At 67.9% G+C, this 24,605-nt stretch carries 15 protein-coding genes; 5 read left to right on the top strand and 10 right to left on the bottom strand.

Annotated elements, in window-relative coordinates:
- Positions 1 to 16 precede the first annotated feature (16 nt).
- Positions 17 to 970 (top strand): sigma-70 family RNA polymerase sigma factor, encoded by a 954-nt coding sequence (locus NR798_RS28940; RefSeq protein ID WP_375765743.1) that lies wholly within the window; start codon positions 17 to 19, stop codon positions 968 to 970.
- Between the two features lie 25 nt (positions 971 to 995).
- Here NR798_RS28940 and NR798_RS28935 read toward each other — a convergent pair whose 3' ends face one another.
- Positions 996 to 2,048, bottom strand: coding sequence for an ADYC domain-containing protein (locus tag NR798_RS28935; protein WP_375765742.1), 1,053 nt, complete (start codon positions 2,046 to 2,048; stop codon positions 996 to 998).
- A gap of 111 nt (positions 2,049 to 2,159) precedes the next feature.
- Here NR798_RS28935 and NR798_RS28930 point away from each other — a divergent pair, with 111 nt between their 5' ends.
- Positions 2,160 to 5,102 carry a tetratricopeptide repeat protein gene (locus tag NR798_RS28930; RefSeq protein WP_375765741.1) on the top strand — a complete coding sequence of 981 codons (2,943 nt, stop codon included), beginning with the start codon at positions 2,160 to 2,162 and terminating at the stop codon, positions 5,100 to 5,102.
- A 125-nt stretch (positions 5,103 to 5,227) separates the two neighbouring features.
- Here the strand turns inward: NR798_RS28930 and NR798_RS28925 are convergent, their stop codons facing one another.
- The 3 genes from NR798_RS28925 to NR798_RS28915 form a co-directional block, all read right to left on the bottom strand.
- Complete coding sequence (locus NR798_RS28925) at positions 5,228 to 7,048, bottom strand: S8 family serine peptidase (RefSeq protein ID WP_375765740.1); 1,821 nt, start codon at positions 7,046 to 7,048, stop codon at positions 5,228 to 5,230.
- 465 nt (positions 7,049 to 7,513) lie between these two features.
- On the bottom strand, positions 7,514 to 9,175 hold the full coding sequence (gene lnt, locus NR798_RS28920) for an apolipoprotein N-acyltransferase (RefSeq protein ID WP_375765739.1): 1,662 nt from the start codon (positions 9,173 to 9,175) through the stop codon (positions 7,514 to 7,516).
- On the bottom strand, positions 9,172 to 9,597 hold the full coding sequence (locus tag NR798_RS28915) for a hypothetical protein (RefSeq protein ID WP_375765738.1): 426 nt from the start codon (positions 9,595 to 9,597) through the stop codon (positions 9,172 to 9,174). The genes lnt and NR798_RS28915 overlap by 4 nt, the downstream gene beginning before the upstream one ends.
- Positions 9,598 to 9,737: 140 nt before the next feature.
- On the opposite strand from NR798_RS28915, the gene NR798_RS28910 reads away from it, so the two are divergent.
- Complete coding sequence (locus NR798_RS28910; RefSeq protein WP_375765737.1) at positions 9,738 to 15,563, top strand: FG-GAP-like repeat-containing protein; 5,826 nt, start codon at positions 9,738 to 9,740, stop codon at positions 15,561 to 15,563.
- A gap of 173 nt (positions 15,564 to 15,736) precedes the next feature.
- The gene (locus NR798_RS28905; protein ID WP_375765736.1) at positions 15,737 to 17,701 is read left to right on the top strand and encodes a sialate O-acetylesterase; all 1,965 of its coding nucleotides are present in this window, start codon (positions 15,737 to 15,739) and stop codon (positions 17,699 to 17,701) included.
- 263 nt (positions 17,702 to 17,964) lie between these two features.
- Here the strand turns inward: NR798_RS28905 and NR798_RS28900 are convergent, their stop codons facing one another.
- From NR798_RS28900 to NR798_RS28890, 3 genes are read right to left on the bottom strand one after another with little or no spacing between them, the layout of a single operon-like run.
- Positions 17,965 to 18,078 (bottom strand): DUF5953 family protein, encoded by a 114-nt coding sequence (locus tag NR798_RS28900; RefSeq protein ID WP_375765735.1) that lies wholly within the window; start codon positions 18,076 to 18,078, stop codon positions 17,965 to 17,967.
- 10 nt (positions 18,079 to 18,088) lie between these two features.
- Complete coding sequence (locus NR798_RS28895; protein WP_375765734.1) at positions 18,089 to 18,721, bottom strand: ankyrin repeat domain-containing protein; 633 nt, start codon at positions 18,719 to 18,721, stop codon at positions 18,089 to 18,091.
- A 3-nt stretch (positions 18,722 to 18,724) separates the two neighbouring features.
- Positions 18,725 to 19,759, bottom strand: a complete 1,035-nt coding sequence (locus NR798_RS28890; RefSeq protein WP_375765733.1) for a hypothetical protein — start codon at positions 19,757 to 19,759, stop codon at positions 18,725 to 18,727.
- Between the two features lie 123 nt (positions 19,760 to 19,882).
- Here NR798_RS28890 and NR798_RS28885 point away from each other — a divergent pair, with 123 nt between their 5' ends.
- Positions 19,883 to 20,173: a hypothetical protein gene (locus NR798_RS28885; RefSeq protein ID WP_375765732.1), complete on the top strand. Its 291-nt coding sequence runs from the start codon at positions 19,883 to 19,885 to the stop codon at positions 20,171 to 20,173.
- Between the two features lie 595 nt (positions 20,174 to 20,768).
- Here NR798_RS28885 and NR798_RS28880 read toward each other — a convergent pair.
- From NR798_RS28880 to NR798_RS28870, 3 genes are all read right to left on the bottom strand, one after another.
- Positions 20,769 to 22,397: a M4 family metallopeptidase gene (locus NR798_RS28880; protein ID WP_375765731.1), complete on the bottom strand. Its 1,629-nt coding sequence runs from the start codon at positions 22,395 to 22,397 to the stop codon at positions 20,769 to 20,771.
- Between the two features lie 156 nt (positions 22,398 to 22,553).
- Complete coding sequence (locus tag NR798_RS28875; protein ID WP_375765730.1) at positions 22,554 to 23,885, bottom strand: adenylate/guanylate cyclase domain-containing protein; 1,332 nt, start codon at positions 23,883 to 23,885, stop codon at positions 22,554 to 22,556.
- 46 nt (positions 23,886 to 23,931) lie between these two features.
- Positions 23,932 to 24,600, bottom strand: coding sequence for a hypothetical protein (locus NR798_RS28870; protein WP_375765729.1), 669 nt, complete (start codon positions 24,598 to 24,600; stop codon positions 23,932 to 23,934).
- Positions 24,601 to 24,605 lie beyond the last annotated feature (5 nt).

Here is a 24,605-nt window from a genome sequence, read left to right as displayed (position 1 = left end):
GGTATAGGCCCCCGCCATGGATGAGGTGCGAGAACTGGTCACGACATTTCTCGCGCACACGAAGGTGCGCTTCGTTCCTCCCACGGATGCGGAGGCCGCTGCGCTCGACAAGGTGCTCCTCCGCGCCTGGGAGGATGCTCGCGCGCAGTGGCCGGGCGTGGTGCTCCCCGCCAGGCCGTTCGTGCTCCACCTCGCCGAGCGGCTGCCCGAGGCGAGTCCCCAGAGCCCCATCGCGCCGCTCCTCGCCAGGCTGTCCCTGGCGGAGCTCTACCTCACGTGTGCGTGTCTTCAGGGCCTTGCCTCCGCCCAGGAGGCTTTCGAGCGGAATTATCTGGCCAGGCTGCCGGAGAAGCTTCGGGGTCTCAAGCAACCCGACGCGATCATCGACGACGTCTGCCAGATCACGCGCGTGAAGCTCCTGGTCGCCACTCCCGGGAGCGCACCCAGGATTGGAGACTACTCGGGGCGAGGCGCACTGCTGAGCTGGGTGCTCGTCACCGCGGGGCGAATCGCCACCCGGCTGCGGGCCGCCGAGAAGCCCGCGCCCGAGCAAGACGCGGAAGCGCTCCTCGCGGCGCTGCCGGGGCAAGGGCTGGACCCGGAGCTGGATGTCATGAAGCGGCGCCACCACGCCGAGCTCCGCCAGGCCCTGCGCGAAGCCGCCTCCACGCTCTCGGCCGACGAGCGCCACCTGCTCCGCCTCCACTTCGTCGATCACCTCTCGACGTACGAGCTGGCCTCGCTCTTTCGCGTCAACCAATCGACCATCTCCCGCTGGTTGAAGAGCGCACGGCAGCGGGTCTACGAGGAGACCCGGTCCCGCCTGAAGGCACGCCTGGGCCTCTCCACCCTGGGCTTCAAGAGCTTCCTGGCCTTCGTCGATAGCCAGTTGGACCTGAGCATCAGCCAGCTCCTGGAGGACCAGGGCACCGAGGCGCCTCCAGCCGGGACTCCTCCAGAGGACGGCTGATGCAGGGTCATCCCCTAGCTCGGGCTCACCGGCCCTGGACGGGGGCGGTGGACAGGTTGCGCAGCAGCGCGGACCCGGGGTGCACATCTGCCCGCCGCACCGTGCAGCGCTCCCCCCCGTCCAGCTCGGTCACCGCGCCCTTCTGGAACCGGTTGGGACACTCCTGGAGGATCGTCTCCAGCGCACGGCCGTCACGGGTGCGCGCCAGGCACGTGGCCCCGTCGGGCGCCCACGCCGCCTCGAAGGAGGCCTTCGCGGGGTCCCATTCCTCCGAGGCCTCGGTCGTCCGCTGGATCAGCCCGAGCCGATCGTACATGTCGATGGTGGTGTCCTGGTGCGTGTGGTTCCGGCCATTGCCGCAATAGTCCGCACGCGCCATACGGGTGCAGGCCTGATGGAGGCCGGCCAGCGGCTGACCGTCGCGGCTGGCCCAGGGCTTGTAGCCCCAGAGGATGCACTTGGCGATGGCGCCGTTCTGACAGGCGAAGGTGAGCTTGCCCGGGGCCTCATGGTGCGCCCCGCTGGCGTCCCAGAAGCCGCTCACCGCGAGCGCGCGGGAGTCGGTCACGCGGTCCAAGGCGACACAGGGGTTCTCCCACTCCTGGGCCACCGCGTTCCAGGCTTCGATGCGGTAGAAGACCATCCCGGGCTCCTCGGGGGAGGGCTCGGCGCCGCAGATGGCCACCGCCACGGGCCTGCCGTTGCTGTCGGTGCCTTGGAGCACGGTACCGACGACGCCGCTGGTGACCCCCCCTGCCTCCGGGGCGGGAGAAGCCACCAGGTGCCCGCCCTCGAGCCGCAGCGCCTTCACCCCGGCATCCGCCTGACGCAGGGGCGCGAGCTCGGCCGAGACGAGCACGCTGCTGCGCTCCTCGGTCACCTTCTCGGTGTCCCAGTCCCGCTTGGTGCCCCACAGCATCGTCCCCTGGGGCCTGGCGATGCGGTAGGCGGCCTGGGACTGGCACCGGCGCGCGTAGCGCTCGGCTTCGGACATCCCGGAGGCCGGAGTGCCGGCCCGCGCCAAGGCGGGGAGCTGAAGGAACAGGCAGACAAGCAGAAACTTCTTCATCGCGCTCATGGCTTTCTCTCCGGTGCGCTCACGGGGTGGGGCTGAACAGATAGCTGGCGACCGTGGAGAGCCAGTGAGTTCGAGAATGATGCAGAGAATCCGCATTCAAAGAGGATGGACATGGGACGTGTGCTCGGGTGGATGACCGTCGTCATGCTCTGCTGTACAGCGGGAGCGGCGGTGGCGGAAGAGGGCGGGGATGCGCGGCGGGTGGAGGCGCAGGCCGCCTTCGACGAGGCGGCGAAACTGAAGGACGCAGGCCGTTATTCCGAGGCCCTTGCACGTGCCGGGCATGCGCTCGCGCTGAGGGAGGCCGCGCTCGGGAGCACGCACCCGGACTTCGCGAGTTGTCTGCATCAGGTGGGGGACCTGTACCGGCGGCAAGGGGACCTGGCCCGCGCCGAGCCACTGCTTCGACGTGCGCTCGCCATCAGGGAAGCGGCTCTCGGTGAGAACCACCCCGACGTCGCCTCCTCGCTCAACAACCTCGCCATCCTCGCCAGCGCCCAGGGGTTGTATGACCGGGCCGAGCCACTCTTCCAACGCGCGCTCGCCATCCAGGAAGCGATCCCCGGCAACGACCCCCTCCGCCTCGCCTCCGCGCTCAACAACCTGGCCAACCTCTACTCGGACAAGGGGTTGTACGGCCAGGCCGAGCCACTCCTGCAACGTGCGCTCGCCCTCTATGAAGCGGCCCCTGGCAACAACGCCGTCCTCATCGCCTACGCGCTCAACAACCTTGCCGGCCTCTACGTCCAACAGGGTTCGTACGGCCGGGCCGAGCCGCTCTACCAGCGCGCGCTCACCCTCCAAGAGTCCCTCGGCAAGAACCACCCCGACGTCGCCACCGCGCTCAACAACCAAGCCAACCTCTACGTCCAACAGGGGTTGTACGGCCGGGCCGAGCCACTCTTCCACCGCGCGCTCGCCATCCGGGAAGCGGCCCTCGGCAAGAACCACCCCGACCTCGCCATCTCGCTCAACAACCTTGCCACCCTGTATATCAACCAGGGGTTGTACGGCCGGGCCGGGCCCCTCACCCAACGCGCACTCGCCATCCAGGAAGCGGTCTTCGGCAAGAACCACCCCGGCGTCGCCTACACGCTCAGCATCCGGGCCAGGCTCTACATGAGGCAGGGGTTGTACGGCCGGGCCGAGCCACTCTTGCAGCGCGCACTCGCCATCCAGGACGCGGTCTACGGCAAGAACCACCCCGACGTCGAGCTCTCGCTCCACGACTTCGCCCTCCTCCGGTTGGCGCAGCATCGCCTCCCCGAGGCCCTGCCGCTGTTCACGCGCGCACTCGCCATCTCCGAGCAGCACCTGCGCCAGGAGCTGCTCGGCTTCTCCGAATCGCGCCTGACGCTGTTCCTCCAACAGCTGCGCACGACGGAGCAGGTTCTCTACTCCCTGGTGCGCGAGCATCCAAAGGACACCCGTGTCCGGCGTCTGGCCCTCAGCGCCGTGCTGCTGCGCAAGGGCCGCTCCATCGAGGAGACCGCCAGCATCTCCCGCAGTCTCTACCGGAGCATGGGCGCTGAGGAGCGCGACCGCCTCGAGCGGCTGCGCGGCCTGCGCACCCAACTGGCTTCCCTCTCGCTCGCGGGTCCCGGCTCACTTACTCCGGCGGACCACCAACGGCGCCTCGCTGCACTCGCCAGCGAGGGCGATGCCCTCGAAGCCGACCTCGCCCAACGCTCCGCTCCCCTGCGTGCGCTCACCCGCCTTCCACCCCCCGCGGAGATCGTCGACCAGGTGGCCGCCTCCCTCCCCAGGGACGGCGCCCTCGTCGAGCTCATCGCCTACGTGGACAGCCCCCTTGGCCCCCAGCGCGGCCCCCCTCAGTCGACGAGTCAGGGACAGCTTCGCTACCTGGCGCTGGTGCTCTTCCCCGATACCTCCACCCGTGCCTTGGACCTCGGCCCCGCGGCGCCCATCGACCTCGCCGCCACTCACCTGCGCGATGAGCTCGCACGCCGCGACGCTCGATTCCAGACCTCCGCCCAGGCCCTCTACGAGCTCGCCTTCCGGCCCCTGTTGCCCCTGTTGGGCAATACCCGCCGCCTCTTCCTCTCTCCCGACGGACAGCTGGGCCTCGTCCCCTTCGCCGCACTCCACGACGGCCACCACTTCCTCCTCGATTCCTTCGACTTCACCTACCTCACCTCCGGCAGGGACCTCCTGCCTCGTCTCCAGGACAGACCTCCCTCGTCCTCCGTCTTCGTCCTCGCCGACCCGGACTTCCACGCCTCACCCCGAACGAGCCCCGTGGCTGCTTTGGGCAACGCCCCCACGCTGGCCGCTACGCGCGCGGACCTCGCCGCCACCCCGTGGACCTCCCTGCCGGGCACTCGCCAGGAGGCCGAGAGCATTCAACGCCTGCTCCCCCAGACCCAGCTCTTCCTCGGCCCCGAGGCCACCAAGGAGCGGCTGTTCCACCTGCCCACGCCCGGCGTGCTGCACCTGGCCACCCATGGCTTCTTCCTCGAGGATGCTCCCGTGCCCGAGGGCTCCAGGGCCGTGGTCAAATTCGGTGCGCTGGGCGACGGTGCCCCCGCGCCGCGTCCCCCCGATCCGTTGCTGCGCTCGGGCCTGATTCTCGCGGGCGCGCCCCCCACGGGGCCTGCCACCCCGGACGCGGCCAGCCCTCCGCCTGACACCGCTCCGGTGACGGCCCTGGAGTTGGCCGGCCTCAACCTGTGGGGTACCCAACTCGTGGTGCTGTCCGCGTGCGACACCGGGCGAGGCGACGTGCAGCTGGGCCAGGGGGTCTTCGGCCTGCGCCGCGCTTTCGTCGTGGCGGGAGCGGAGACGGTGGTGATGAGCCTGTGGAAGGTGAACGACGAGACGACCCGAGCCCTCATGGAGGCCTACTACCGCAACCTGCTCGAGGGGCAGGGCAGATCCACCGCCCTGCGAGAGGCCATGCGCTCCTTGCGCCTGACCCAGGCCCATCCCCACTACTGGGCCCCCTTCATCTCCGTGGGCAGCGATGCGCCCCTGCGCGCTCTGGCCTCTCCCCCCCAGCCAACACCTGACGGGAAACCCGTACGGGGACGATGACCTGGAGCGGGCCGCGCGGCCGCCCGCAGATGCTTTGCATCATTTTCCAGTTCATTTCCGACGACCTGGGCGAGGTGACGGAGGCGCTTCACATCCTCCGCCACCCGTTCCGTGCTGGCGAGCCGCTACGGAGTGCCGAAGCGCTTGCGGTACTCGGGGGAGGTAATGAAGCCGTTGACGACCCCGTTGTAGTCACCCGTCGCGTTCAAGTAGTCCAGCCAGAATTGGGCTTCCGTCATCAACGCGCTGCGCTGCAGGAAACGCCAGTAGCAACGGTCGATGAAGTACAGGTTGTACATGGGCGACGCCGGGTCCCAGGGATCTTGCGCCCGGTATTCCGACGACTCGAGGAGCGAACGCGCGATGGCGGCGCGAGTCGAGGCCAGGCAGCTCGAAGCCCCATTGCATGCATTCAGAAGGCCCACGTGGTACGCCTCCCCCCCAGCATCGGGCTTGCGCTTGAGCACATCGAAGTAGGTCTGCTGGACGAAGAATGCTGACTCATTGATGTGGTTGGTCGTGCCGGAGGCAATCGACTCGTTCACGGCCACGGCCGCATTGACGATACCCGTGCCACACCCGCTGCAAGTCCCCGCGAGCCTGGTCGTCGACTGCAACAGCCTCGCCACCGTATCGACAGCCAGCGACGGATTGGCCGAGAGCATCAATGCCGCCGTGCCTGCCACATGCGGCGCGGCCATCGAGGTGCCATAGTAGGAGGCATAGGAATCGTTTCCTGGGGCGTCCTGGCCGTCGTTGAGGGTCGACAGAATCGGATCTCCCGGCGCCGCGAGCGACACCGTGAAGCCATAGTTCGAGAACCATGCCCTGTTGGCCCCGCGGTCTACCGCGGCGACTGCAACCACTCCCCGGCAATTGGCCGGGAAGAATCCAGACGCGTCCTGACTGTCGTTGCCCGCCGCGGCAACCACCACGGTCCCCTTGTTCCTGGCAGCGGTGATCGCGTCTTGCATGGTTTGACTACAGGTTCCAGACCCCCCGAGCGACATGTTGATCACGCGCGCGGGGGTTGGGTTCGCCGGCACCCCAGTGACCGTGTTGCCCGAGGCCCACCGGACGCCGTCGGCGATGTCTGAAGTGTAACCGCCGCACTTGCCGAGCACGCGCACCGGCAGGATCTTGGCACCGTACGCTACACCCGCGACACCCGTGCCATTGTTCGTGACCGCGCCAATGGTACCGGCCACGTGCGTCCCGTGCCACGAGCTCTTCGGGACGGTGGAGGTGGGGCACAAGTCGCCCGGATCCCGTGCATCGCTGTCGCGCCCATCGCCATCGTTCGAGACGGTGGTTTGGGTGATGAAGTCATATCCAGGCAGGAGATTGGCCGCGAGATCCGCGTGAGGGCGGTAGCCCGTGTCAACCACCGCGACCACCACGCCGGCCCCGTTGGTGCGATCCCAAGCGGCGGGTAGATTGATACCCGCGGTCGTCTCGAAGTAGTGCCACTGGGAGGAGTAGAGCGAGTCGTTGGGCGTCCAGGTCGCCCTCAAGATGTAGTCCGGCTCGGCGTACTCCACCTCCGGGTCGGCCGCGGCGATCTGCTTCGCCAGCGCCTGAGCTTCGTCATTCGTCATGTGCCGGTTCATGGCCCACACTTGAGCCCCCTGCCCGGTGGTGTGCAGTTGCTGGGCGATCAAGCCGTGCCGGCTGGCCGCCCGCTGGACGATGCGGCTCGCCACCATCGCAGCGCTGGGGGTTTTCCGTGCGGCTGCCTGGTCGTGGTAACGAACAATGATGCGATCCGTGTCGTAGGCCTTCGCGGATGAGGCCGAGACTGACGGCACCTGCGAGCTGGGCGCGCTCAAGGCGGCACCCAACGTCTTGCCCGAAGGCTCGGTGATGTCGGGGGCCTGGCTCCCGTAGGCGGGCAGGACGGCGAGAAGGGTGGTGAGCAGTGGGCTGCGCCAGATGGGTTTCTGCACGGCGGCTTTCTCCAGGGGGGCGGTGAAGCGAGGGATGTTCAGGACTTCGCTGGCAGTCCCTCGAAGGGAATGAGCCGACGAGCTGGAAAATGATGCGAAAAAATCTGAGAGTGAGGAAAATCAGGTACTTCAGGTGACTCAGGACAACGCGCACCCGCCCGGGAAACGGGGTGTTGGACGCGCTCGCCCTGCGCTGATGAGCGGTTAAGCGGATTTTTCTGTTGAGGGGGGAAGTGGGTGCGGCCAGCGGATTTTCTGCATCACCTTGCGCCTCGTCGGCTCATTCAAGTCGAGGGGAGATGCTCGGCCCTCTCTGTGCTGCACCGGTGAGCCCGACGAGCATTCCCCGTGAACACAGCTGGCCTTGCCTGAGGGCGTGACTCCTCCGAGCGGCGGGTTCGATTCCCGCCGCCTCCACTCCATATGCCTTGGAAAGGATTCAGCTTGCAGGCCGCTCCCGCGCGCCTAGGCCCGGTCCGCGCGGGAGTGGGCCCCGCGCCCGAGGAGCGCCAGCACCGCCAGGACCAGAGCACACGCGAAGGGAAAGGCTGGCGCCAGGTAGGGCCCGAGCGCGAAGAGCTCCACCAGGGCCACCTCGCCCACCAACACCTCGGGTGCTCCAGCTTCCCGCGTGAGGGACGTGTGCGCCTGCACCCGCCCGAGCGCGTCCCCCACGGAGCTGATGCCGGTGCTCGTCGCGCGCACCAGATCCCGCCGAGCCTCCACACTGCGCAGGGTGGCCAGGGCGAGCGCCTGGTACGGCGCGTCTCCATCTCCGAACCAGGCATGATTGGCCAGGGTGACGAGGAGGTTGGGCCCCTGGCGGACCAGCGGATGGACGGCGCTGGGGAGGATGTCCTCGTAGCAGACGAGGGGAGCGATCCGCAGGGAGCCACTCACCAGCAGGCGTGCCTGTGTCCCTGGCTCGATGTCGGGCGAGTCCGGCAGCCGCGCCCGCACCCGCCGCGCCCACTCGGGAAAGCGAGCCGCGAAGGGGACGTATTCCCCGAAGGGGAAGAGCCGGCGCTTGTCGGACAGTCCGGTGACACGGCCGTCCGGCGAGACCAGGACGGCGCTGTTGTGGACGAGCGCGCCACCAAAGGTGTGGCTGAGCGCGCCGAAGAGGAGTGTCCCCGAGAAGCCGGGCCGCAGCTCCCAGGGGTGCCCGGGCGCGTACTCGCGGGTGAGCTGGCGATCGAAGAGGAAGGGGAAGGCGGACTCGGGCCACACCACCAGCTCGGCGCCGCCGCGCGCCAGCTCCAGGGTGGCCTGGCGCAGGGGGACCAGGTATTGCTCGCCCCGCTGCTTGCGATCCTCGGCGGTGAGGGTGCCGGAGTTGGGCTGGACGAGGCCCACCCGTACCTGGGGGGCCGACTGGCGCGCCAGCGCCACGTGCGTGGCCCGCAGCAGCCCGGCGGCCACCACCGCGAGCACCACCCCGCACGCCACCCGTACCGCACGGGGGAGGGGACGCCCATGACGGAGGGCCAGGCCGGCCTCCAGGAGGGTGAGGTTGATGAGCACCACCAGCGCGGAGACCGCGGGCGCGCCGCCGAGCTCGGCCACCTGCAGCAGCGGCCACGCCCGCCACACGGTGACGGCCAGGTTCCAGGGGAAGAGGAAGGGCAGCACGCTCTCCGCCACCGCCACCGCCAGCGGCAGGGCGACGAGCCAGGGCACGCGGGCGGAGCGCGTGAGGAGGTTGCCCAGCCCCGCCCAGAGGGAGAAGACGCTGGCCTGGTAGGCGGCGAGCACCAGCAGCGCCAGCACGCGGGCCCATGCCGGCAGGTGGCCGAAACGGTCGAGCAGCGTGTAGCCCCAGCGAAAGCCGATGAGGTTGATGACGAAGCCGCACAGCCAGGCGGGCGCCAGGGCCTGCATCGGTGTGGCGTCGCGCAGCCCCAGCAGCAGGGGCAGCAGGGCCACCAGCGCCAGCGGCCACAGGTCCACGGGCGGCGCCGCCAGCGCGAGGAGAACGGCGGAGAGCAGGGCCTGGAGGACGAGCGGGCGCCAGTGCGCGCGGGCCTGCCCGTCCTCGGGCCGGGCCGGGCCGGGCGAGGTCTGGTCCGCCAGGTCCGCCTCGAGCGGCTCGCGGCGCCGCGAGGCGGCTGTCTTCTTCCTGCTCATGGTGTCTGGCCTTCTTTCACCTCGGGTCGGCGCCCGCGCTCCGGATCCACCTGGATGGGAGGAGGAATGGATGGATTGGGCGGCGAGGGCGTGGAGGGCAGGGCCAGCGGCTTCGTCCACTGGGGCGGGTGGGCCGGATCGGGCATGAGCGAGGGCGGCACCACCCGGGCTGGAGGAGCCTCGGGCACCGGGGCCGGCGTGGCCGTCTCCGGGGACGGGCCGGGCCGCGCGGGTTGCTCCGCCAGCCTCCGGAGGGGCTCTTCCCGGGGGGACACCGGTACCGCGGGGGCGGGGCCGGCCACGTCAGTGAGAGGGGAGATGGGCTCGGAGGAGAGCCTCGGTGGCTCCAGGAGCTCCGCCACCACCGCCGCGGTGGCCAGCACGAGCAAGGTGGCGGCCACCAGCAGAATGCGCTTCTTCATCACGTCATCATCTCCTGCAACGCAGAGGAGCCATCCTCGAACGAGGCCTGAAGTCCGTTACGGGGGATTCACTATCAAAGTCCGCGTTCCATTGGGAGTTTCGCTTCAACTCAAATGCAACTCAAACATCAGGAGGTGTCGTGAAGAATCGTCTTCTTGCTGTGACGGTCCCCTACGCGCTCGCGCTATTGGCCGGGCTCGTGGGCGGGCCGGTGCTGGCGGATGGGCCGGCGTCAGTGGACACGTATTACGGGGCGTTCTCCACCGCGGAGCCGATCTCCGTCCCCCCCTTCCACGGACTGGAGCCCTCACTCCGGCTTACCTATATCTCGGCGGGGGGGAGCGGCGCCGCGGGGGTCGGCTGGGGCCTGGAGGGTTTCTCCACCATCGGACGGGCCAGCTCCACCAAGGGGACGCCGCGTTATGACGGAGGCGACCTCTTCCTGCTGGACGGGCAGGACCTGGTCCCATGTCCCGCGGGCAGCTCCAGCCCGAGCTGCACCACGGGAGGCACCCATGCCACCCGCATCGAGGGCTATCTGCGCATCAAATATGACGCCGCGGCGAACACCTGGACGGTGTGGCGCAAGGACGGCACCCGCGTGGCCTACGCGCCGCTCTTCTCGGCGTACCAGCTGGGCACCCCGCTGGGCACCTACCGCTGGGGGGTGAGCAGCGTGACGGACACGTCCGGCAACACCGTCAACTATGGCTGGTGGTGTGACGGCAGCCCGGCGCTGGACTGCTATCCGGACAGCGTCAGCTACAACGGCACGCTCGTGAAGCTGTACCGCGAGTTGCGGCCCGATCCGGTCACCTATGCCATGGGCACCACCAACGTGTATCCCCTCGAGTCCAACACGCTGGGCAGCACCCGATACCGGCTCAAGACGGTGGACGTGACGACGAGTGGCCGCCGGGTCCGGGCCTATCCGCTGACGTACACCTCGAGCGCCAGCTCCGGGCGCTCGCTCCTGCAGCGCGTGCAGCAGTTCGGGAGTGACGCCACGCTGGATGGCGCTGGCACCGTGACGGGCGGCTCGGCCCTGCCCGCCACGAGGTTCGAGTACCAGACCAGCCCGGGCGGCCTCACCAGCGGCGGCTGGGGCACGGATACGGACTACATGGGGGTTGATGCCTACAACCACGTGGTCACCGGGGACCTCAACGGGGATGGCAAGACAGACATCGCCTTCACCCGCCCCGGCTGGAATGCCTGGAAGGTGCGCCTGTCCACGGGCAATGGCGTCACCAGCGCCAACTGGGGCACGGATGCGGACTACCTGGGATTCGATGCCTACAACTCCATCGTCACCGGGGACTTCGATGGGGATGGCAAGACGGACATCGCCTACACCCGCCCCCGCTGGAATGCCTGGAGGATGCGCCTGTCCACGGGCAATGGCTTCACCAGTACCCTCTGGGGCACGGATGCGGACTCCATGGGGATTGATGCCAACAACCACGTCGTCACCGGGGACTTCAACGGGGATGGCAAGACGGACATCGCCTTCACCCGCCCCGGCTGGAATGGCTGGAAGGTGCGCCTGTCCACGGGCAATGGCTTCACCAGCGGCTTCTGGGGCACGGATGGGGACCTCCTGGAGTCCGATGCCAACAACCACATCGTCACCGGGGACTTCAACGGGGATGGCAAGACGGACATCGCCTACACCCGCTCCCGCTACAGTGCCTGGGTGATGCGCCTGTCCACGGGCAATGGCTTCACCAGCATCCTCTGGTACACGGATGACGACTTCCTGGAACTGGATGCCAACAACCACGTGGCCACCGGGGACTTCAACGGGGATGGCAAGACGGACATTGCCTTCACTCGCCCCGGCTGGAATGGCTGGAGGGTGCGTCTGTCCACGGGCAATGGCCTCACCAGCGAGTTCTGGGGCACGGATGTGGACGGCCTGGCGAACGATGGCGACAACCACATCGTCACCGGGGACTTCAACGGGGATGGCAGGACGGACCTCGCCTTCACCCGCCCCGGCTGGAATGCCTGGCGGGGGCGTCTGTCCAGGGGCAATGCCTTCACCAGCACCCTCTGGGGCACGGATGCGGACTCCCTGGTAAGGGATGCCTACAACTACGTCGTCTCCGGGGATTTCGACGGAGATGGCAAGACGGACCTCGCCTACACCCGGCCGCAGTGGAATGGCTGGAAGACACGCTTCTCCAGTGGCCCGATGCCGGACCTGCTGAGCGCGCTGTACAACGGCCTGGGCGGGACGACCCGCGTGCAGTACAGCCCCTCGAGCGCCTGGTCCAACACCTACCTCCCCGAGGGCATCGTGCTGCAGACGGCCTCGGCCATCACACAGGAGGATGGCCGCGGCAACTCCTCCACCACCCGCTACCAGTACCAGGGCGGTCTGTGGTCCAGCAGCGAGAGGAGATTCCTGGGCTTCCGCAAGGTGACGTCGGTGCTGGACTCGGCGGGCAACTACACGGAGACGTACTACCACCAGCATGTGGGGTGCATCAGCAAGCCCGAGGTCACCTACTACCGCAGTGCCTCGGGCGACCTCTACAAGTACTCCACCTTCGGGTACGCGGAGAGCGCCTCGGCGCCCTTCACCTCGCTGATGACGGAGCGCTGGGAGTACGAGTGCAACCTCTCCGCCTCGTGCCGCAGGACGCTGCTGCAGGTGGGCTATGACGAGTTCGGCAACGGCAATCTCACCTACGAGTACGGGGACTACGACGTCTCGGGGGACGAGCGCACCTCGCTGAGGGGAATCGTCCCCAACACGGCGGCGTACATCGTGGGCCTGCCGGCGTACGAGAACCTCTATGTGGGAATCGGAACGGGTGGCGCGTTTCTGAAGCAGACGCTGAACGAGTACGACGGCAACGGCACGTACGCGGCGGCGCCTGGCCGCGGGCTGTTGACGCGCCAGCTCGCCTGGAACAACCAGACGGGAGGCTATGTCACCCGGCGCTTCGGCTACGACGCGTGGGGCAACCTCACCAGCGAGACGGACGAGCGGGGCTTCACCCGCGGCGTGGAGTACGATCCCACCTACCACGTGCACGAGACGAAGCGTTGCAACGCGCTGGGCCAGTGCTCGACGAAGGCGTGGGAGAGCGGCCTGGACCTGGTGATGTCCGAGACGGACATCAATGGCAACACCACCACGTACACGCACGATGCGCTGGGGCGGCCGGTGCGGACGCTGCTGCCCGACGGGAGCACGGAGACGCTCGCGTACCTGGATTGGGGCAACCCCTCGGCCCAGCGCATCCGCCGGACGGTGTCGGACGGGACGGCGGACGGGCTGTGGATGGAACTCTACGAAGACGGGCTGGGCCGGCAATACAAGACGGTGAAGGAGGGGGGCTTCGTCCAGGAGACGCTCTACAACGACGGCTCCTCGAGGGTGTGGAAGAAGTCCTCGGTGTACGGGCCGGGAGAGACGCCGCAGTACCAGGTGTTCTCCTTCGACGGGCTGGGGAGGCTGCGCACCATCACCAACCCGGACGGGACGAGTGGCCAGCGGGTGTATGGCACTGGCTACGTCATCAGCTACGACGAGCTGGGCCGGGAGAAGGTGACGTGGACGGACGCCTACGGCCAGACGACGCAGGTGCGGGAGAAGAACGGCAGCTCGTACCAGTACACGACGTACGCGTATGACTTGCTGGGCAACCTCGTGAGGGTGACGGACGCGGCGGGGAACGCCACCACGGTGACGTGGGATTCCCTGGGGCGCAAGCTGGCGGGGTGCGACCCGGACACGGGGTGCAGCAGCTTCACGTACGACGAGGCGGGCCACATCCTCACCTACCGGGATGCGAAGGGTCAGGTGAGCCGCTTCACGTATGACGCGCTGGGCAGACGGCTCACCAAGACGCTGGCGGACGGAAGGCAGATTCGCTGGTCGTATGACGAGGCGGGGCATGGCGCGGGCAAGGGGATGCTGACGAGCGTGGTGGACACCTCGGGCAGCGAGTCGCGCGCCTACGACAGCGCCGGACGGGTGATGTCCGTGACGAAGTGCGTGAGCGGCACCTGCTACGCCACCTCCCAGGGGTACGACGCGGCGGGGCGCCTGGCCTCGGTGAGGTACCCGGACGGCGAGACGGTGACGTATGGCTATGATGCCGCCGGACGGCTCGGCAGCGTGAGCGGCTACGTCAACGCCTTCACCTACAATGGCCGGGGACAATTGCTGTCGGCGGCCTACGCCAACGGAACCACGGCGCGCTTCACCTACGCGGATGCGCGGCAGTGGATGACGGACTCCACCGTCACGGGCCCCTCGGGCACGCTGTACCAGGCCAGCTACTTCTACGACGCGGGCGGGCGGGTGACGGCCATGTCCTCGTCCACCAACCCCTTGTCCAACCTGGGCTATTCCTATGACTCCCTCAACCGGCTCACCAATGTCAGGGGCAACCAGTCGCAGGCCTTCACCTACGACGCATTGGGCAACATCACCTGGAACTCCGAGGTCGGGAGCTATGGCTATGGTGATACCAACCACCGCCACGCCGCCACGGCCGCGGGCGGCTCGGCCTACACCTACGACGCCAATGGCCAACTGGTGTCCGGTGGTGGCCGCACCCTCGCATGGGACTCGGACAACCGGTTGGCCCAGGTCACCACCGCCAGCGGCACCACCACCTTCGCCTATGACGCCAGCGGCCAGCGGGTGATGAAGAGCGGCCCCTCCGGCACTACGCGCTACTTCGGCGCTCTGCTGGAGCTGAAGCCCACGGGCCTCACCAAGTACTACTACGCGGGCCCGTTGCTGGTGGCCAGACGAGACGCCTCCGGGGCCTCCTGGTTCCACCAGGACCACCTGGGCTCGGTGCGTGCGCTCACCAACCAGTCTGGACAGAAGGTGGCCAGCTACGACTACTCGGCCTTCGGAGCCACGCTGGCCTCCAGCTCCTCCGTCGCCAACAGCCTGGGCTACGGCGGCCACGAGGTGGACGAGACGGGCCTCGTCTACATGAACGCCCGCTACTACGACTCCAAGCTGGGCCGCTTCATCTCGCCAGACGCGCTGGTGCCGTCCTCGGGCAACCCGCAGGCGCTCAACCGCTACGCCTACGTCTACAACAACCCCATCTCCAACACGGACCCCACCGGCCACCTGCCCGTGGTGGCCGCCATCGCCACCGCCACCAGCGTCGGCATGGCCACCGGCTTCGCCGGCACCGCCTTCGCGATCTCCGTGGTGGGGGCCGCCACCATGACGGCCGGCTACGTCCTCAAGGACCCGATGCTGATGAGCATCGGCGGCGTCCTCCTGGGCGCCACGTCCGCCTACACCTTCGGCGCGGGCTTCCTCGGCGACAAGCTCACGGCACAGGCCGCATGGGTGGGAGGCTCCATGTCGGCGCTCACCGCCCCCATCAGCCCGTTGGACCCGCAGCTCAAGCAGGCCATTGGGCTGGCGTACACCGCCCAGAGCCTCTTCCATGAGTTCGAGCACATGGATGAGAACCTCCGGGAGCGCGCCGAGAGCATGAAAAAACAGTTCAACGACCAGGACAGGGCCACCATCCTGGCGAAGAAGGGAGGGAAGCTGAGCGGTGTCTCGAAGGAGAGCCAGGCGCTCATCAACAACCCGGGCAGCTGGAAGCCCTGGCAGCGCATGTACGGGGAGGCGATGGAGCGGATGACGGGTGGGGCGCTGTCGGCGGGAGAGGCCATCGCGCTCAACCCGAGCGGAGGACTGGTGGGACCGGGAGACGGGTGGTTGACCCAGGTGCTGGAGGTGACCACCGGGTGGATTCCGGGGGTGAAGGCTCACGGCGTGCTGCATGACGCGGCGGGCTTCCTGGGTGGCAAGGAGGGTGGCTTTGGCGTGGGCCCTGGCTACCTGTACCTGGGCAAGAACTTCTTCGGTCTGGCCAAGGACTGGCCCAACTCCGGCCAGGTGGAGGGCCTCACGGGCACTGGCGGCAATTCCGTCTCCGTGCTCTTCCCCCGCTTGTTCTGAGTGAATCGAACCCTGGAGCGCCCCCACGGTCGCAGAGCGGGGGCCTCCAGCGCCTTGGTCGGTTGCATCGGCCACGATATACGATAAGCCGTGGAAGCTCTCGCTCCGGCCCGGGCGGGACCTTCAATACGAACGCTCACATTCCTGACAATGTATCAGTAGAAAAGAATCACATGCTCCATAGATCTTCCCTCCATGGGCTCTGCTCGCTGGCGCTGTTCGCCACCGCGATGGCCCTTCCTACCCTGGCGAATGCTGCTCCGCCTGAAAACAACTCGACCGCCGTCGTCATGGGCAGCAGCGCGATTGCCGGTATTCGTGACAACGAGATCTTCCAGCGCGTCGGAACGGCACCTGGGTCCGTTGCAAACATTTCCGTCAAGCTGACCTCACCACCGTCGACGGCCACCTACACGTACTATTCCATCTCCCTGCTGAACGGCGGCAATACGCGTGAAAGCGTGCTGTCCGAAGGCGTCTATACGGGCGCCAGCCTGCTCGGTTTCTCGCTCGCTACGGGCAATTCGCGCAGGAAGGTACGCGTATCGTTCTACGATGGCAGCAACATCGAACGCCTGCGCTGGGACAGCCCTGGTTTCTCCGTAGGGGAAGTGTTCGTGATCGCCGGGCAGAGCAATGTCGGCAGCCATGGCGACACGGAAGGCACCGTGCTCACCGCGAACGCCCTGCACCGCGCGGTAGATCCGACGGGCACGATTTCCTGGCTGCCGGTGACTGAACCGCTGGCTTACACGACCGCCAGCGGTGGCCAATATTACGGCTCGCCCTGGGCAAGCTTCGCCAACCACCTGGGCAGCAAGCTCGGCGTGCCGGTGGCCGTGCTCAATGCCTCATGGGGCGGTTCCGCGCTCGAGTACTGGGATTCCACGGTGACTCCGGCGACGACGAAGGTGAAAGATCAGTACGGCAACCCAGTGGTCTTGTTCGAGCGGCTGAACCTGGGTGCAAGCGCGCTCAAGCGCCTTACGGCCACGCAAGGTCAACTCCGGTGTGGCTTCCGTGCAGTGCTGTGGCATCAGGGTGAAAGCAATTCAGAACGGGATTTCACAACGGACCCAAGCAAGCCACAACAACCCTCCGGGACCTGGTATGCAGCCAGGTTGAAAGGAATCGCACAGGACTTTCGTGATATCACGGGGTGCACGCAGCCATGGATGGTGGCGAGTGCAACCTGGCTCGCTCCGCATTACCGCGGAGATGATGGGTTGAATCCCGCCACGAAGTGGGCCGCAGAGACTGAAATCCGCAAAGGCCAACGGTACCTCGCAAATCGCGAACCGGTGACGAGCGATGAGCCCGTCTTCCTGCCGGGACCTGACACCGATATGCTTGTCGGGGAAGATCCGCGGAGCCCTTATTACGGTCCAAAAGCCTACCGTTGGGATGGCATCCATATGACGCGCCAGGGCCTGAATATTCACGGGCAGCTGTGGGCCGAGCGCGTGGCGGGCATGCTTGGCGCAGGAAGTGTACTGGTAGAGAAAGACCTCGTGCCGGAGGTGGCCAAAATCTGGAACATGTACTCCACGTTGGGCCGCACGCCTGAAGAGATCGCTTTCGACAGCGAAGGCCTGCGCTATTGGGTGCAGGTATTGACCACGAATCCTGGCGGCTCCACTGAAGCCGCCATCCAGTCGACCTTCCAGGGCTCGGACGAATTCGCCATCCGCGACACCTTCCAGCGGACCGTCAACCGCCGCCCATCGTTGTGGGAAATGACCTATTGGATCACCGAGATGAGCGCCGGACGCACCACACGGGCCAATCTGGAATTCGCAGACCGGGTCGGTTACGAAAACACCCTGACGCCGAACGGCAAGAAAGTGTTCCTCCTGTACGTCAACGTCATGGGCCGCACGCTGCCGGAGATCAAGGCCGACGCCGGCGGGATGAACTACTGGACCCGTGTGCTGGACAACAACCAGGCTTCCGAAGCGGCCATCGCGGAGTCCTTCCGTACTTCCTCGGAATATCGCGTGCGCACCGCATTCGTGAAATCCAAGCGCCGTCAGCCGACGCAGGCGGAACTGAGCACCTTCATGCCGAAGGTGACGTCCTCCACCTGGCCAACCGATGCCTGGCTGGCGAACGACGTGTGGGTCAACGCGGCTGACTGATCGAGCTGCGCGTGCGCATCTGGTAGAGCAGGGCAGGGGAGACAGGTTCAAATCCTGTCTCCCGGGCCAGTCAAGTGGTTGAAACCACTTGGTTAGCGCTACTTCTTCTTGCCCTGCTTGTGCCCACCCCGACCCAGGGGCTTCGAGCGGCGAGCGGGGGGCGGCCCCCGGTGAGTGTCAACGTAGTTGTCGCGAGGAAATGACTCAAGCAGTGAGCCAGCAGTCGGGGCCCTGAGCACGGCCAGCGCGAGCCGTGCCGAGCCTCAAGGGGCTGCACGCCCGCCAATCTCCGGGAGGCGCTCGTAGGCCCGTTTGAGCGGGTCCAAGTGCGCGGGGTTGTTCAGGTCGAGCGGCGTGCCCGTGAGCCCGAGGCGCACGACCTCCGTTCTACAACGGCATGCGGTCCTTCGCTCCTCCGAGCAACTCGAACGCGGCGTCCCACGTCTGGGAATCGGATTCAGCGCGCGGCGGCAGACGGTAGTGGGCGGGTCGACCGTCCTCGTCCGTGGCCTTCGGATCGGCGCCCGCGTCGAGAAGCAGCTTGATCATCGGAAGGTCCAGCCGGCGTGCCGCGTGCCCGAGCGCGGTGTATCCCGTCAGCCCTCCCCAGTCGTTGATCGTCCGAGTCGCCCCCGCGCCCAGGAGGAGCGAGGCCATGTCCAGATTGCCAACCTCCGCAGACGTCCGCAGCGGCGTGATGCCGTCGCGGCTGCACACGTTGGGATCGGCCCCCGCCTTCAAGAGCGCTTCGACTGCCGCCAATTCGTCTTCGCAGGCCGCTACCAACAAGGGGGTCCTGTCCCGCTCGACATCCCACGCGTTGACGTCCGCGCCGTGCTCAAGGAGCGCCAGGAGCACGTCGAGTTCGCCCCCATCGGAGAGTTCGTAAATGGCCACTTGCAGCGGACGCAACCCCGGCGGCTCCGGCTGCGGCTCGTTCGGGTCGGCCCCCGCAGCCAGCAGCGCCTTGACCCGGGACGTATCGTGCTGCTCGAGCGCTGTGAAGAGTTCTTTCGACATGACTCACAATTCCGACATTGGATGACCCGGGGCGCAATTCTTCGCTTCAAGAGCCTTGATATCCGCAAGGCCATCTTTGAGTTGGGTCATCGCTGTGTTGTGGCCCGGATCGGGTTTGCCTCCAAAGCATTTTTTCTGAATCTCCCACCGCTTCTCCAAAACTTTCTTCACGGCGTCAAGACGCAGCCGGATCCTGGAGCACGGCACCTTGTCCAGCTTCTTTTTGTTCTTCGTGTTGGGCACCTTCGGGTTGTAGCGAGGGATTTCGTTGGTGAGCTGATCCTTCTCCGCTTCAAGCTTGTCGAGCAGGCTGTTCTTGCAGGTCTGGTTCGGGTAACGCGGAATCCGGTCATACTCCTCCACACTGGTGTAGGGCTTGCCCGTCGCCGGATTGATCTCAGTCTGCCAAGAGGTGGGAACCTTGACCGCCGCAACCGGATCCGAATCAAAGTCCGGCACGACCTCCTCTGCTTCCTGACGCTCAAATTCCTCCATGAGCCGCCGTGACTCCTCCGCTACGTCCAGCAGTCGCGCCTCGTACTCCCGCTGAGCGTCGACCCACTCCGGGCGACGGTCGATGTCCGGCCCGGCGGTGCTGGAGGGGTAGAGCAGGACGAGGCCCGCGAGCAACGGGCCCACCCGGGGGAGGAATTCAGCCAACGTCCTGGCGCGTCCCGCCTGCGCGACGCCCTCCGCCCCCCTCACCACCTCGGCGGCCTGCCCGCTCGCTTTCGCGGCGCGCGAGAAGCGCTCGAAGGCCCGTTCCGCTGCGGTGAGCTTGCGGTTTAACTGTTCCCATTGATGCGGCTCGACGTCTTGGCGTGCCCGAGAGAGCAGTGCCCTGGCTTTGTCCAGGTCCGCCTTTCCAATCCACGACCGTTCCGGTGTCGGCTCCATCAGCGCGGAAACGAGCCGGATGCGCGGGCCCGAGGTGGGAGTCGACGCGAAGGCATGGGGCCGAGGCATCGACTGCGGGGCGGGCGCGCTCGCGCAGGCTGAGGCCAAGAGCAGAAGTACAAGGCAGGCTCGGAAACGCATGGGGTCCTCCATTCGAGCTAGGACCTCGTGGAGCCTGGCGGGGCCACTCGGAGTATGAAGGGGCGCCCTGACAGCTACGAACGAGCGCGCCGGGGGAACGGAAGGGGGCCAGGGGACAAAGGCGTGGAGTGCTTCATCGCCACCGGGCGCGACAAGCATGGGGAGGAGGCACCGCCGGCCCCGCGAGGACGCCCGCCGGCGGGCCTGAGCTTCAAGGAGCGGATGAAGCGCAAGCTGTCGACGAAGCGGGGGCGCAAGGCATACGCGCGGCGCAAGGTGACGGCCGAGCCGGTGATTGGACAGGTGAAGAACACAGTGCTGCCACGCTTCTCGCTGGCGTGTGCTGTCCACAACCTCAAGAAGCTGTGGAAGCAGGGCTGGGAACTTCCCGGCCTTGCCGCGCAGGCCGCGTAGCGGAGAGGTCGCCGCGAGGCGAGCGACCGGGCTCGGCCCCAGTACCTCTGCGCCTGTGGTGCTATATGGCGCCTGCTACTCGCCAACGTACCTCTGGCCGATTCGCCGACAGGCTCCTAGGAACAGTGAGGCGCGCAACTGGAGTGCCAGAGGGCTCCAGTGGTACGGCTGCTGGGGAGAGCTGCACGTTCAGGACGGCCACGGGAGCGGCGAGTCACATAGCCCGGGAGGGCCTAAAGCTGGGAGGTGGGCAGCCCCCGCCATGTTGCACGTATGTCGCAGGAGCGTGCGGAATAGGCCGGAACGGGGCGGGACAGGAGGGGACGCGGCGGGATACCGACTCCCATGCATTCCGGGCGGGTGCGAGGTAAGGGCGCGATTCTGCTGGGAGTTTCGCACCGCCCGGCGCGGGTTCGATTCCCGCCGCCTCCACTGGAAGAAGCAAAGCCCCGGCCGCCATCGAGCGAGCCGGGGCTTTCTTTTTGGCGCGCTCGTGGCGCTGCACCTCGCGCTTCGCCACTCGGCGCGGAGGGTCTCCCACGGGAACTGCCCGCCTCGCGGTGCGCAGCTTCCCCGGTGGCGACGCCCGCGCGGCTCAGTTCACGCTCACCGCGGACCAGGCCGCGGCCACGGCGCTGACCTCGGGGCTGCCCGCGCCATAGAGGTCCGACGCGGCACTGAGGGTGGCCGCGCGCGCCCCCGCGTAGTTGGTGGACGAGGTCATGTACACCGTGAGGGCGCGGTACCAGATCTTCCCGGCCTGGAGCCGGCCGATGCCCCCGTGCGACGAGCCATCGCAGGTGGGGCTGGCCGGGCCACCGGCGGGGTTGGAGCCCTCGGCCAGCAGGTAGAAGAAGTGGTTGGCCACGCCGCTGGAGTAGTGCACGTCGAGCGACGCGAGGCTGGGGGACCAGCAGTCCGGAGACTTGCCGTCCAGGGAGGGCTGGTGCATGTAGCGCAGCGCGTCCCCCGGCCTGCTCGGGGTGTAGATGGTCTCGCCGATGAGGTAGTCGCCCGGGTCCTGCGCGGTGTTGGCGTAGTACTCCACCAGGGAGCCGAAGATGTCGCTGGTGGCCTCGTTGAGCCCGCCGGACTCGCCCTCGTACGTGAGGCCCGCGGTCTGGCTGGTGATGCCGTGGGTCATCTCGTGGCCCGCGACGTCCAGCGCGGTGAGCGGGGCGAGGATGCTGCCGTCGCCATCGCCATACGTCATGCAGAAGCAGAGGTCGTACCAGAAGGCGTTGTTGTACTTGTCGCCATAGTGCACGCGGCTGTAGCCCATGCGGCCCGCGCCATCGATGCCGTCGCGGCCATGGACCGCGCGGTAATAGTCATACGTCGTCTGCTGGCCGAAGTGCGCATCCACCGCGGCGGACTGGCGGTTGCCCGGCGTGCCATCTCCCCAGGCATTGTCGGAGTCGGTGAAGACGGTACCGGGCAGCAGGAGCGGGGGCAGTGGAAGCGTGTCGCCCACGATGGGAACCGAGCCGAGGTTGTTCATGTCCGTCGTGTAGAAGCCCCCACCGCGCGTCGTGTCGCGCAGCGCGTAGCCTCCGAGCAGCGCGGAATCCGTGTGGATGGACACCTGCCCCGAGTAGAGCGACTGGCCCGAGCCCACCGCCGCGGTCGTGTGGACGGCATCCCACTTGCCCCGGGTGGCGCCCGTGGTGGCATCCACCAGCACGTGCAGCTCGGAGGGCGTCTGGTCCGGCTGGTAGCCGTCGAGCACCACCTCGTAGGCGAGCGCGGGCTCGTGGCCCTGGCGCGCGTCCACCACCAGCTTCGCGGTGCGCGGCCCACTCAGGAGCCCGACGAAGGCCGGCCGGGCGCGCAGGGCGGCCTCGGATGCATCCAGCGTGGGACGGCTCGCCACGGACGCGAGCGAGGGCTGGCCCGCCAGACTGAAGCCGCGCGCGTCCGCGCCCCCGCGCTGGTGGACGACCAGGTCACCGCCGATGACGCGCAGGCCCTGCCAGGTCCGCTCGAGCCGGACATGCTCCGTGCCGTCGTCATCCACCAGCACCGTGCGCGTGGACAGCGCCTCGGGAGCCGTCACCCCCAGCTTCGCGCCTTCGCGCAGCACGCGCGAGACCGCGCGCTCGACGGCCGCCGTGCGCTCCGGGCCCGCGGCCAGTTCGCGCGTGGAGGTGACACGCGTGCTCTCCGAATCGCCACAGCCCCACAGGGTCAACGTGACGAGTGTCGCGGGAAGGATACGCTTCATCGGATTCACTCCTGGAGTGAGGGGCAAGCGCCCTCGGAGACACCAAAACAGGGACACACTGGATATTGGTGCCAGGAGGCAATCCTGGATCGACCGCGGGTATTTTCTTCCTGGGGCGGGGCGTGGCCCGGCTCTTCCATCTTCGGCAGGCCGGCTTCACACGGTGGGGGCTTCACGGTGCTGCTCGCCCTCGATGCCGGGCAGGCAGTAGCAGCGCACCGGCTCGGGGATGCCCTTGAGCTCCAGCGCGCCCATCTCCCGTGCGCCTCCGGGCCTGGGCGCGAGCTGCTGGAAGACGGGTTCGGACACCAGGATGTCTCCCTGCTGGCAGCGCTGCTCGAGCCGCGCCGCGATGTTCACCCCGCGCCCCAGCACCGTGTACTCGCTGCGCAGCCGCCCGCCGAAGGCCCCCACCGCCACCGGATCCTGGTGGATGCCCACACGCAGCCGAAGCCCTTGTCCCAGCGAGCCCGGCCAGACGAGCTCGCGCGCCGCCCGGTGCCAGTCTTGCGCCATCGCCACCGCGCGCCGTGCCTGCTCCTCGGGCAGCATCGTGTCCGGCGCGCCCACCAGCGCCATCACCGCGTCCCCGATGAACTTGTCGAGCGTCGCCCCGTGCTCGAACGCCACCCCCGCCATCACGTCGTAGAAGCGCCCCACCAGGCGGGCGAGCTCCTCGGGCGGGAGGCCGTCGGACAGCGGGGTGAACGAGACGATGTCCGCGAACACCACCGTCACCACGCGCCGCTCCGGAGGGCCGTCCAGCGGGTGCTCCCCGGACAGCACCCGGTCCACGTAGCTCGGCGGCAGGTGACGGTGGAGCACCTCCTCCACGGCGAAGCGGTGCACGCGCTCCAGCTCGCACCGCCCGGCGAACTCGCGGATGCGCAGCCGCCGGTTGATGTGGTGCGCCACCAGCGTGACGACGCACAGGAAGACCAGGTAGGTGAGCGCCACGTCCAGGCCGGTGTAGTCCACCGGCCCCTCGCTCTTCCACAAGCCGCACACGACGACCCACGCCACCAGGCTGCCGCCGAGCGTCGCCGCCGCCTCGGCCAGCGTGAGCGAGAAGATGCCGGGCAGCATGGCGATGAGCACCGCCATGGCCAGCACGTGCTGCGACTGGTAGCGCCCCAGCTCCGCCGCGGGCGTGGCGCTGTAGGCGGCCACCACGATACCGGTGACGGCCGTGGCCCACCCCATCACCCGCCGGCCCGGCTTGCGCCTCGCCAGCAGGTACATGCCCGCCAGCAGCGCCAGCACCCAGCCCGTCACGTGCATCGCCGAAGGGAAGTTCGGCGAGAAGAACGGCGCCACCTCGGTGAGGCCAATGAGGACGAAGGTGATGGGCGCGAACAGCCGCCAGCGCCGGCACAGCACCTCGTGCTCCCGCTCGGTGAAGCGCGCGAGCTCCTCGGCACTCAGGCTGCCAGGGACCGTGCTTCGCTGAGGAAGCCGGAGGCCTGAGGGCTGCGCGGTGTCATCCATGGCCATAGTGTGGCGGACACCGCGGCTGGAACTCCACCCCTCTGGCTCAGAACTGCTCCAGCATGGGGAGCGGCCTGCTCTCCCTGGCCACGTACGAGATCGTCACCAGGGTTCCCGCCCGGGCGTCCCCCTGCACGGAGGAGTAGGTGGCCCCATTCCAGAGCACCGGCTCGGGAGCCATCAGGACCTGCTCGCGGAACTGCTCCAGCGCCTCCTGGCTGGGGTGGGAGGTCTCCAGTCGGCACAGGGAGGCACCGCAGTGCACCGACTCCAGCCGGGAGGTGGTGAGGGTGCGCTCCAGCCTGGCGCGGGCCAGGTCCTCCGCCTGCCGGCTCCAGTGTGGATCGATGGGCTCCCCGTGGACAGCCTCCTCCAGGCGGGCCACCACCTCCTGCTCGGACGGCGGCACTGGGGGGCCGGGCGGGGCAGGGGAGGCCGGGCGCTCCACCCCGGCAGTGGGGGCTGACGGCTCCACGGGGAAGGCCAGGGTCTGGCCCGCGGACGATGCCGGGCGCGCCACGTCCCGGGTGAGGCGCTCCAGCCGGGCCTGCTGCTCACCCAGGGCCCGGGCCATCTCCCGAAGCTCGCGGCGGGTGGCCTCGAGCTCCGCCTGCTGCCGCTGGTGCTGCTCCTCCAGCGAGGTGTGTTCCAGCCACTGCCAGCCCAGGAAGGCCAGCAGCACGGTGATTCCGGCCAGGGTGGAGGTGCGCGGCATCGCGG

Origin of the sequence: Archangium gephyra (assembly GCF_042230915.1) — a bacterium.
Lineage (GTDB): Bacteria > Myxococcota > Myxococcia > Myxococcales > Myxococcaceae > Archangium > Archangium gephyra_B.
This window is presented reverse-complemented; position numbering and strand designations above follow the sequence as displayed.

Excerpts from the sequence above, each read along its gene's own strand:
- NR798_RS28940 (WP_375765743.1), top strand. The coding sequence starts at position 17 with ATGGATGAGGTGCGAGAACTGGTCACGACATTTCTCGCGCACACGAAG.
- NR798_RS28935 (WP_375765742.1), bottom strand. The coding sequence starts at position 2,048 with ATGAGCGCGATGAAGAAGTTTCTGCTTGTCTGCCTGTTCCTTCAGCTC.
- NR798_RS28930 (WP_375765741.1), top strand. The coding sequence starts at position 2,160 with ATGGGACGTGTGCTCGGGTGGATGACCGTCGTCATGCTCTGCTGTACA.
- lnt (WP_375765739.1), bottom strand. The coding sequence starts at position 9,175 with ATGAGCAGGAAGAAGACAGCCGCCTCGCGGCGCCGCGAGCCGCTCGAG.
- NR798_RS28915 (WP_375765738.1), bottom strand. The coding sequence starts at position 9,597 with ATGAAGAAGCGCATTCTGCTGGTGGCCGCCACCTTGCTCGTGCTGGCC.
- NR798_RS28905 (WP_375765736.1), top strand. The coding sequence starts at position 15,737 with ATGCTCCATAGATCTTCCCTCCATGGGCTCTGCTCGCTGGCGCTGTTC.
- NR798_RS28895 (WP_375765734.1), bottom strand. The coding sequence starts at position 18,721 with ATGTCGAAAGAACTCTTCACAGCGCTCGAGCAGCACGATACGTCCCGG.
- NR798_RS28890 (WP_375765733.1), bottom strand. The coding sequence starts at position 19,759 with ATGCGTTTCCGAGCCTGCCTTGTACTTCTGCTCTTGGCCTCAGCCTGC.
- NR798_RS28880 (WP_375765731.1), bottom strand. The coding sequence starts at position 22,397 with ATGAAGCGTATCCTTCCCGCGACACTCGTCACGTTGACCCTGTGGGGC.
- NR798_RS28875 (WP_375765730.1), bottom strand. The coding sequence starts at position 23,885 with ATGGATGACACCGCGCAGCCCTCAGGCCTCCGGCTTCCTCAGCGAAGC.
- NR798_RS28870 (WP_375765729.1), bottom strand. The coding sequence starts at position 24,600 with ATGCCGCGCACCTCCACCCTGGCCGGAATCACCGTGCTGCTGGCCTTC.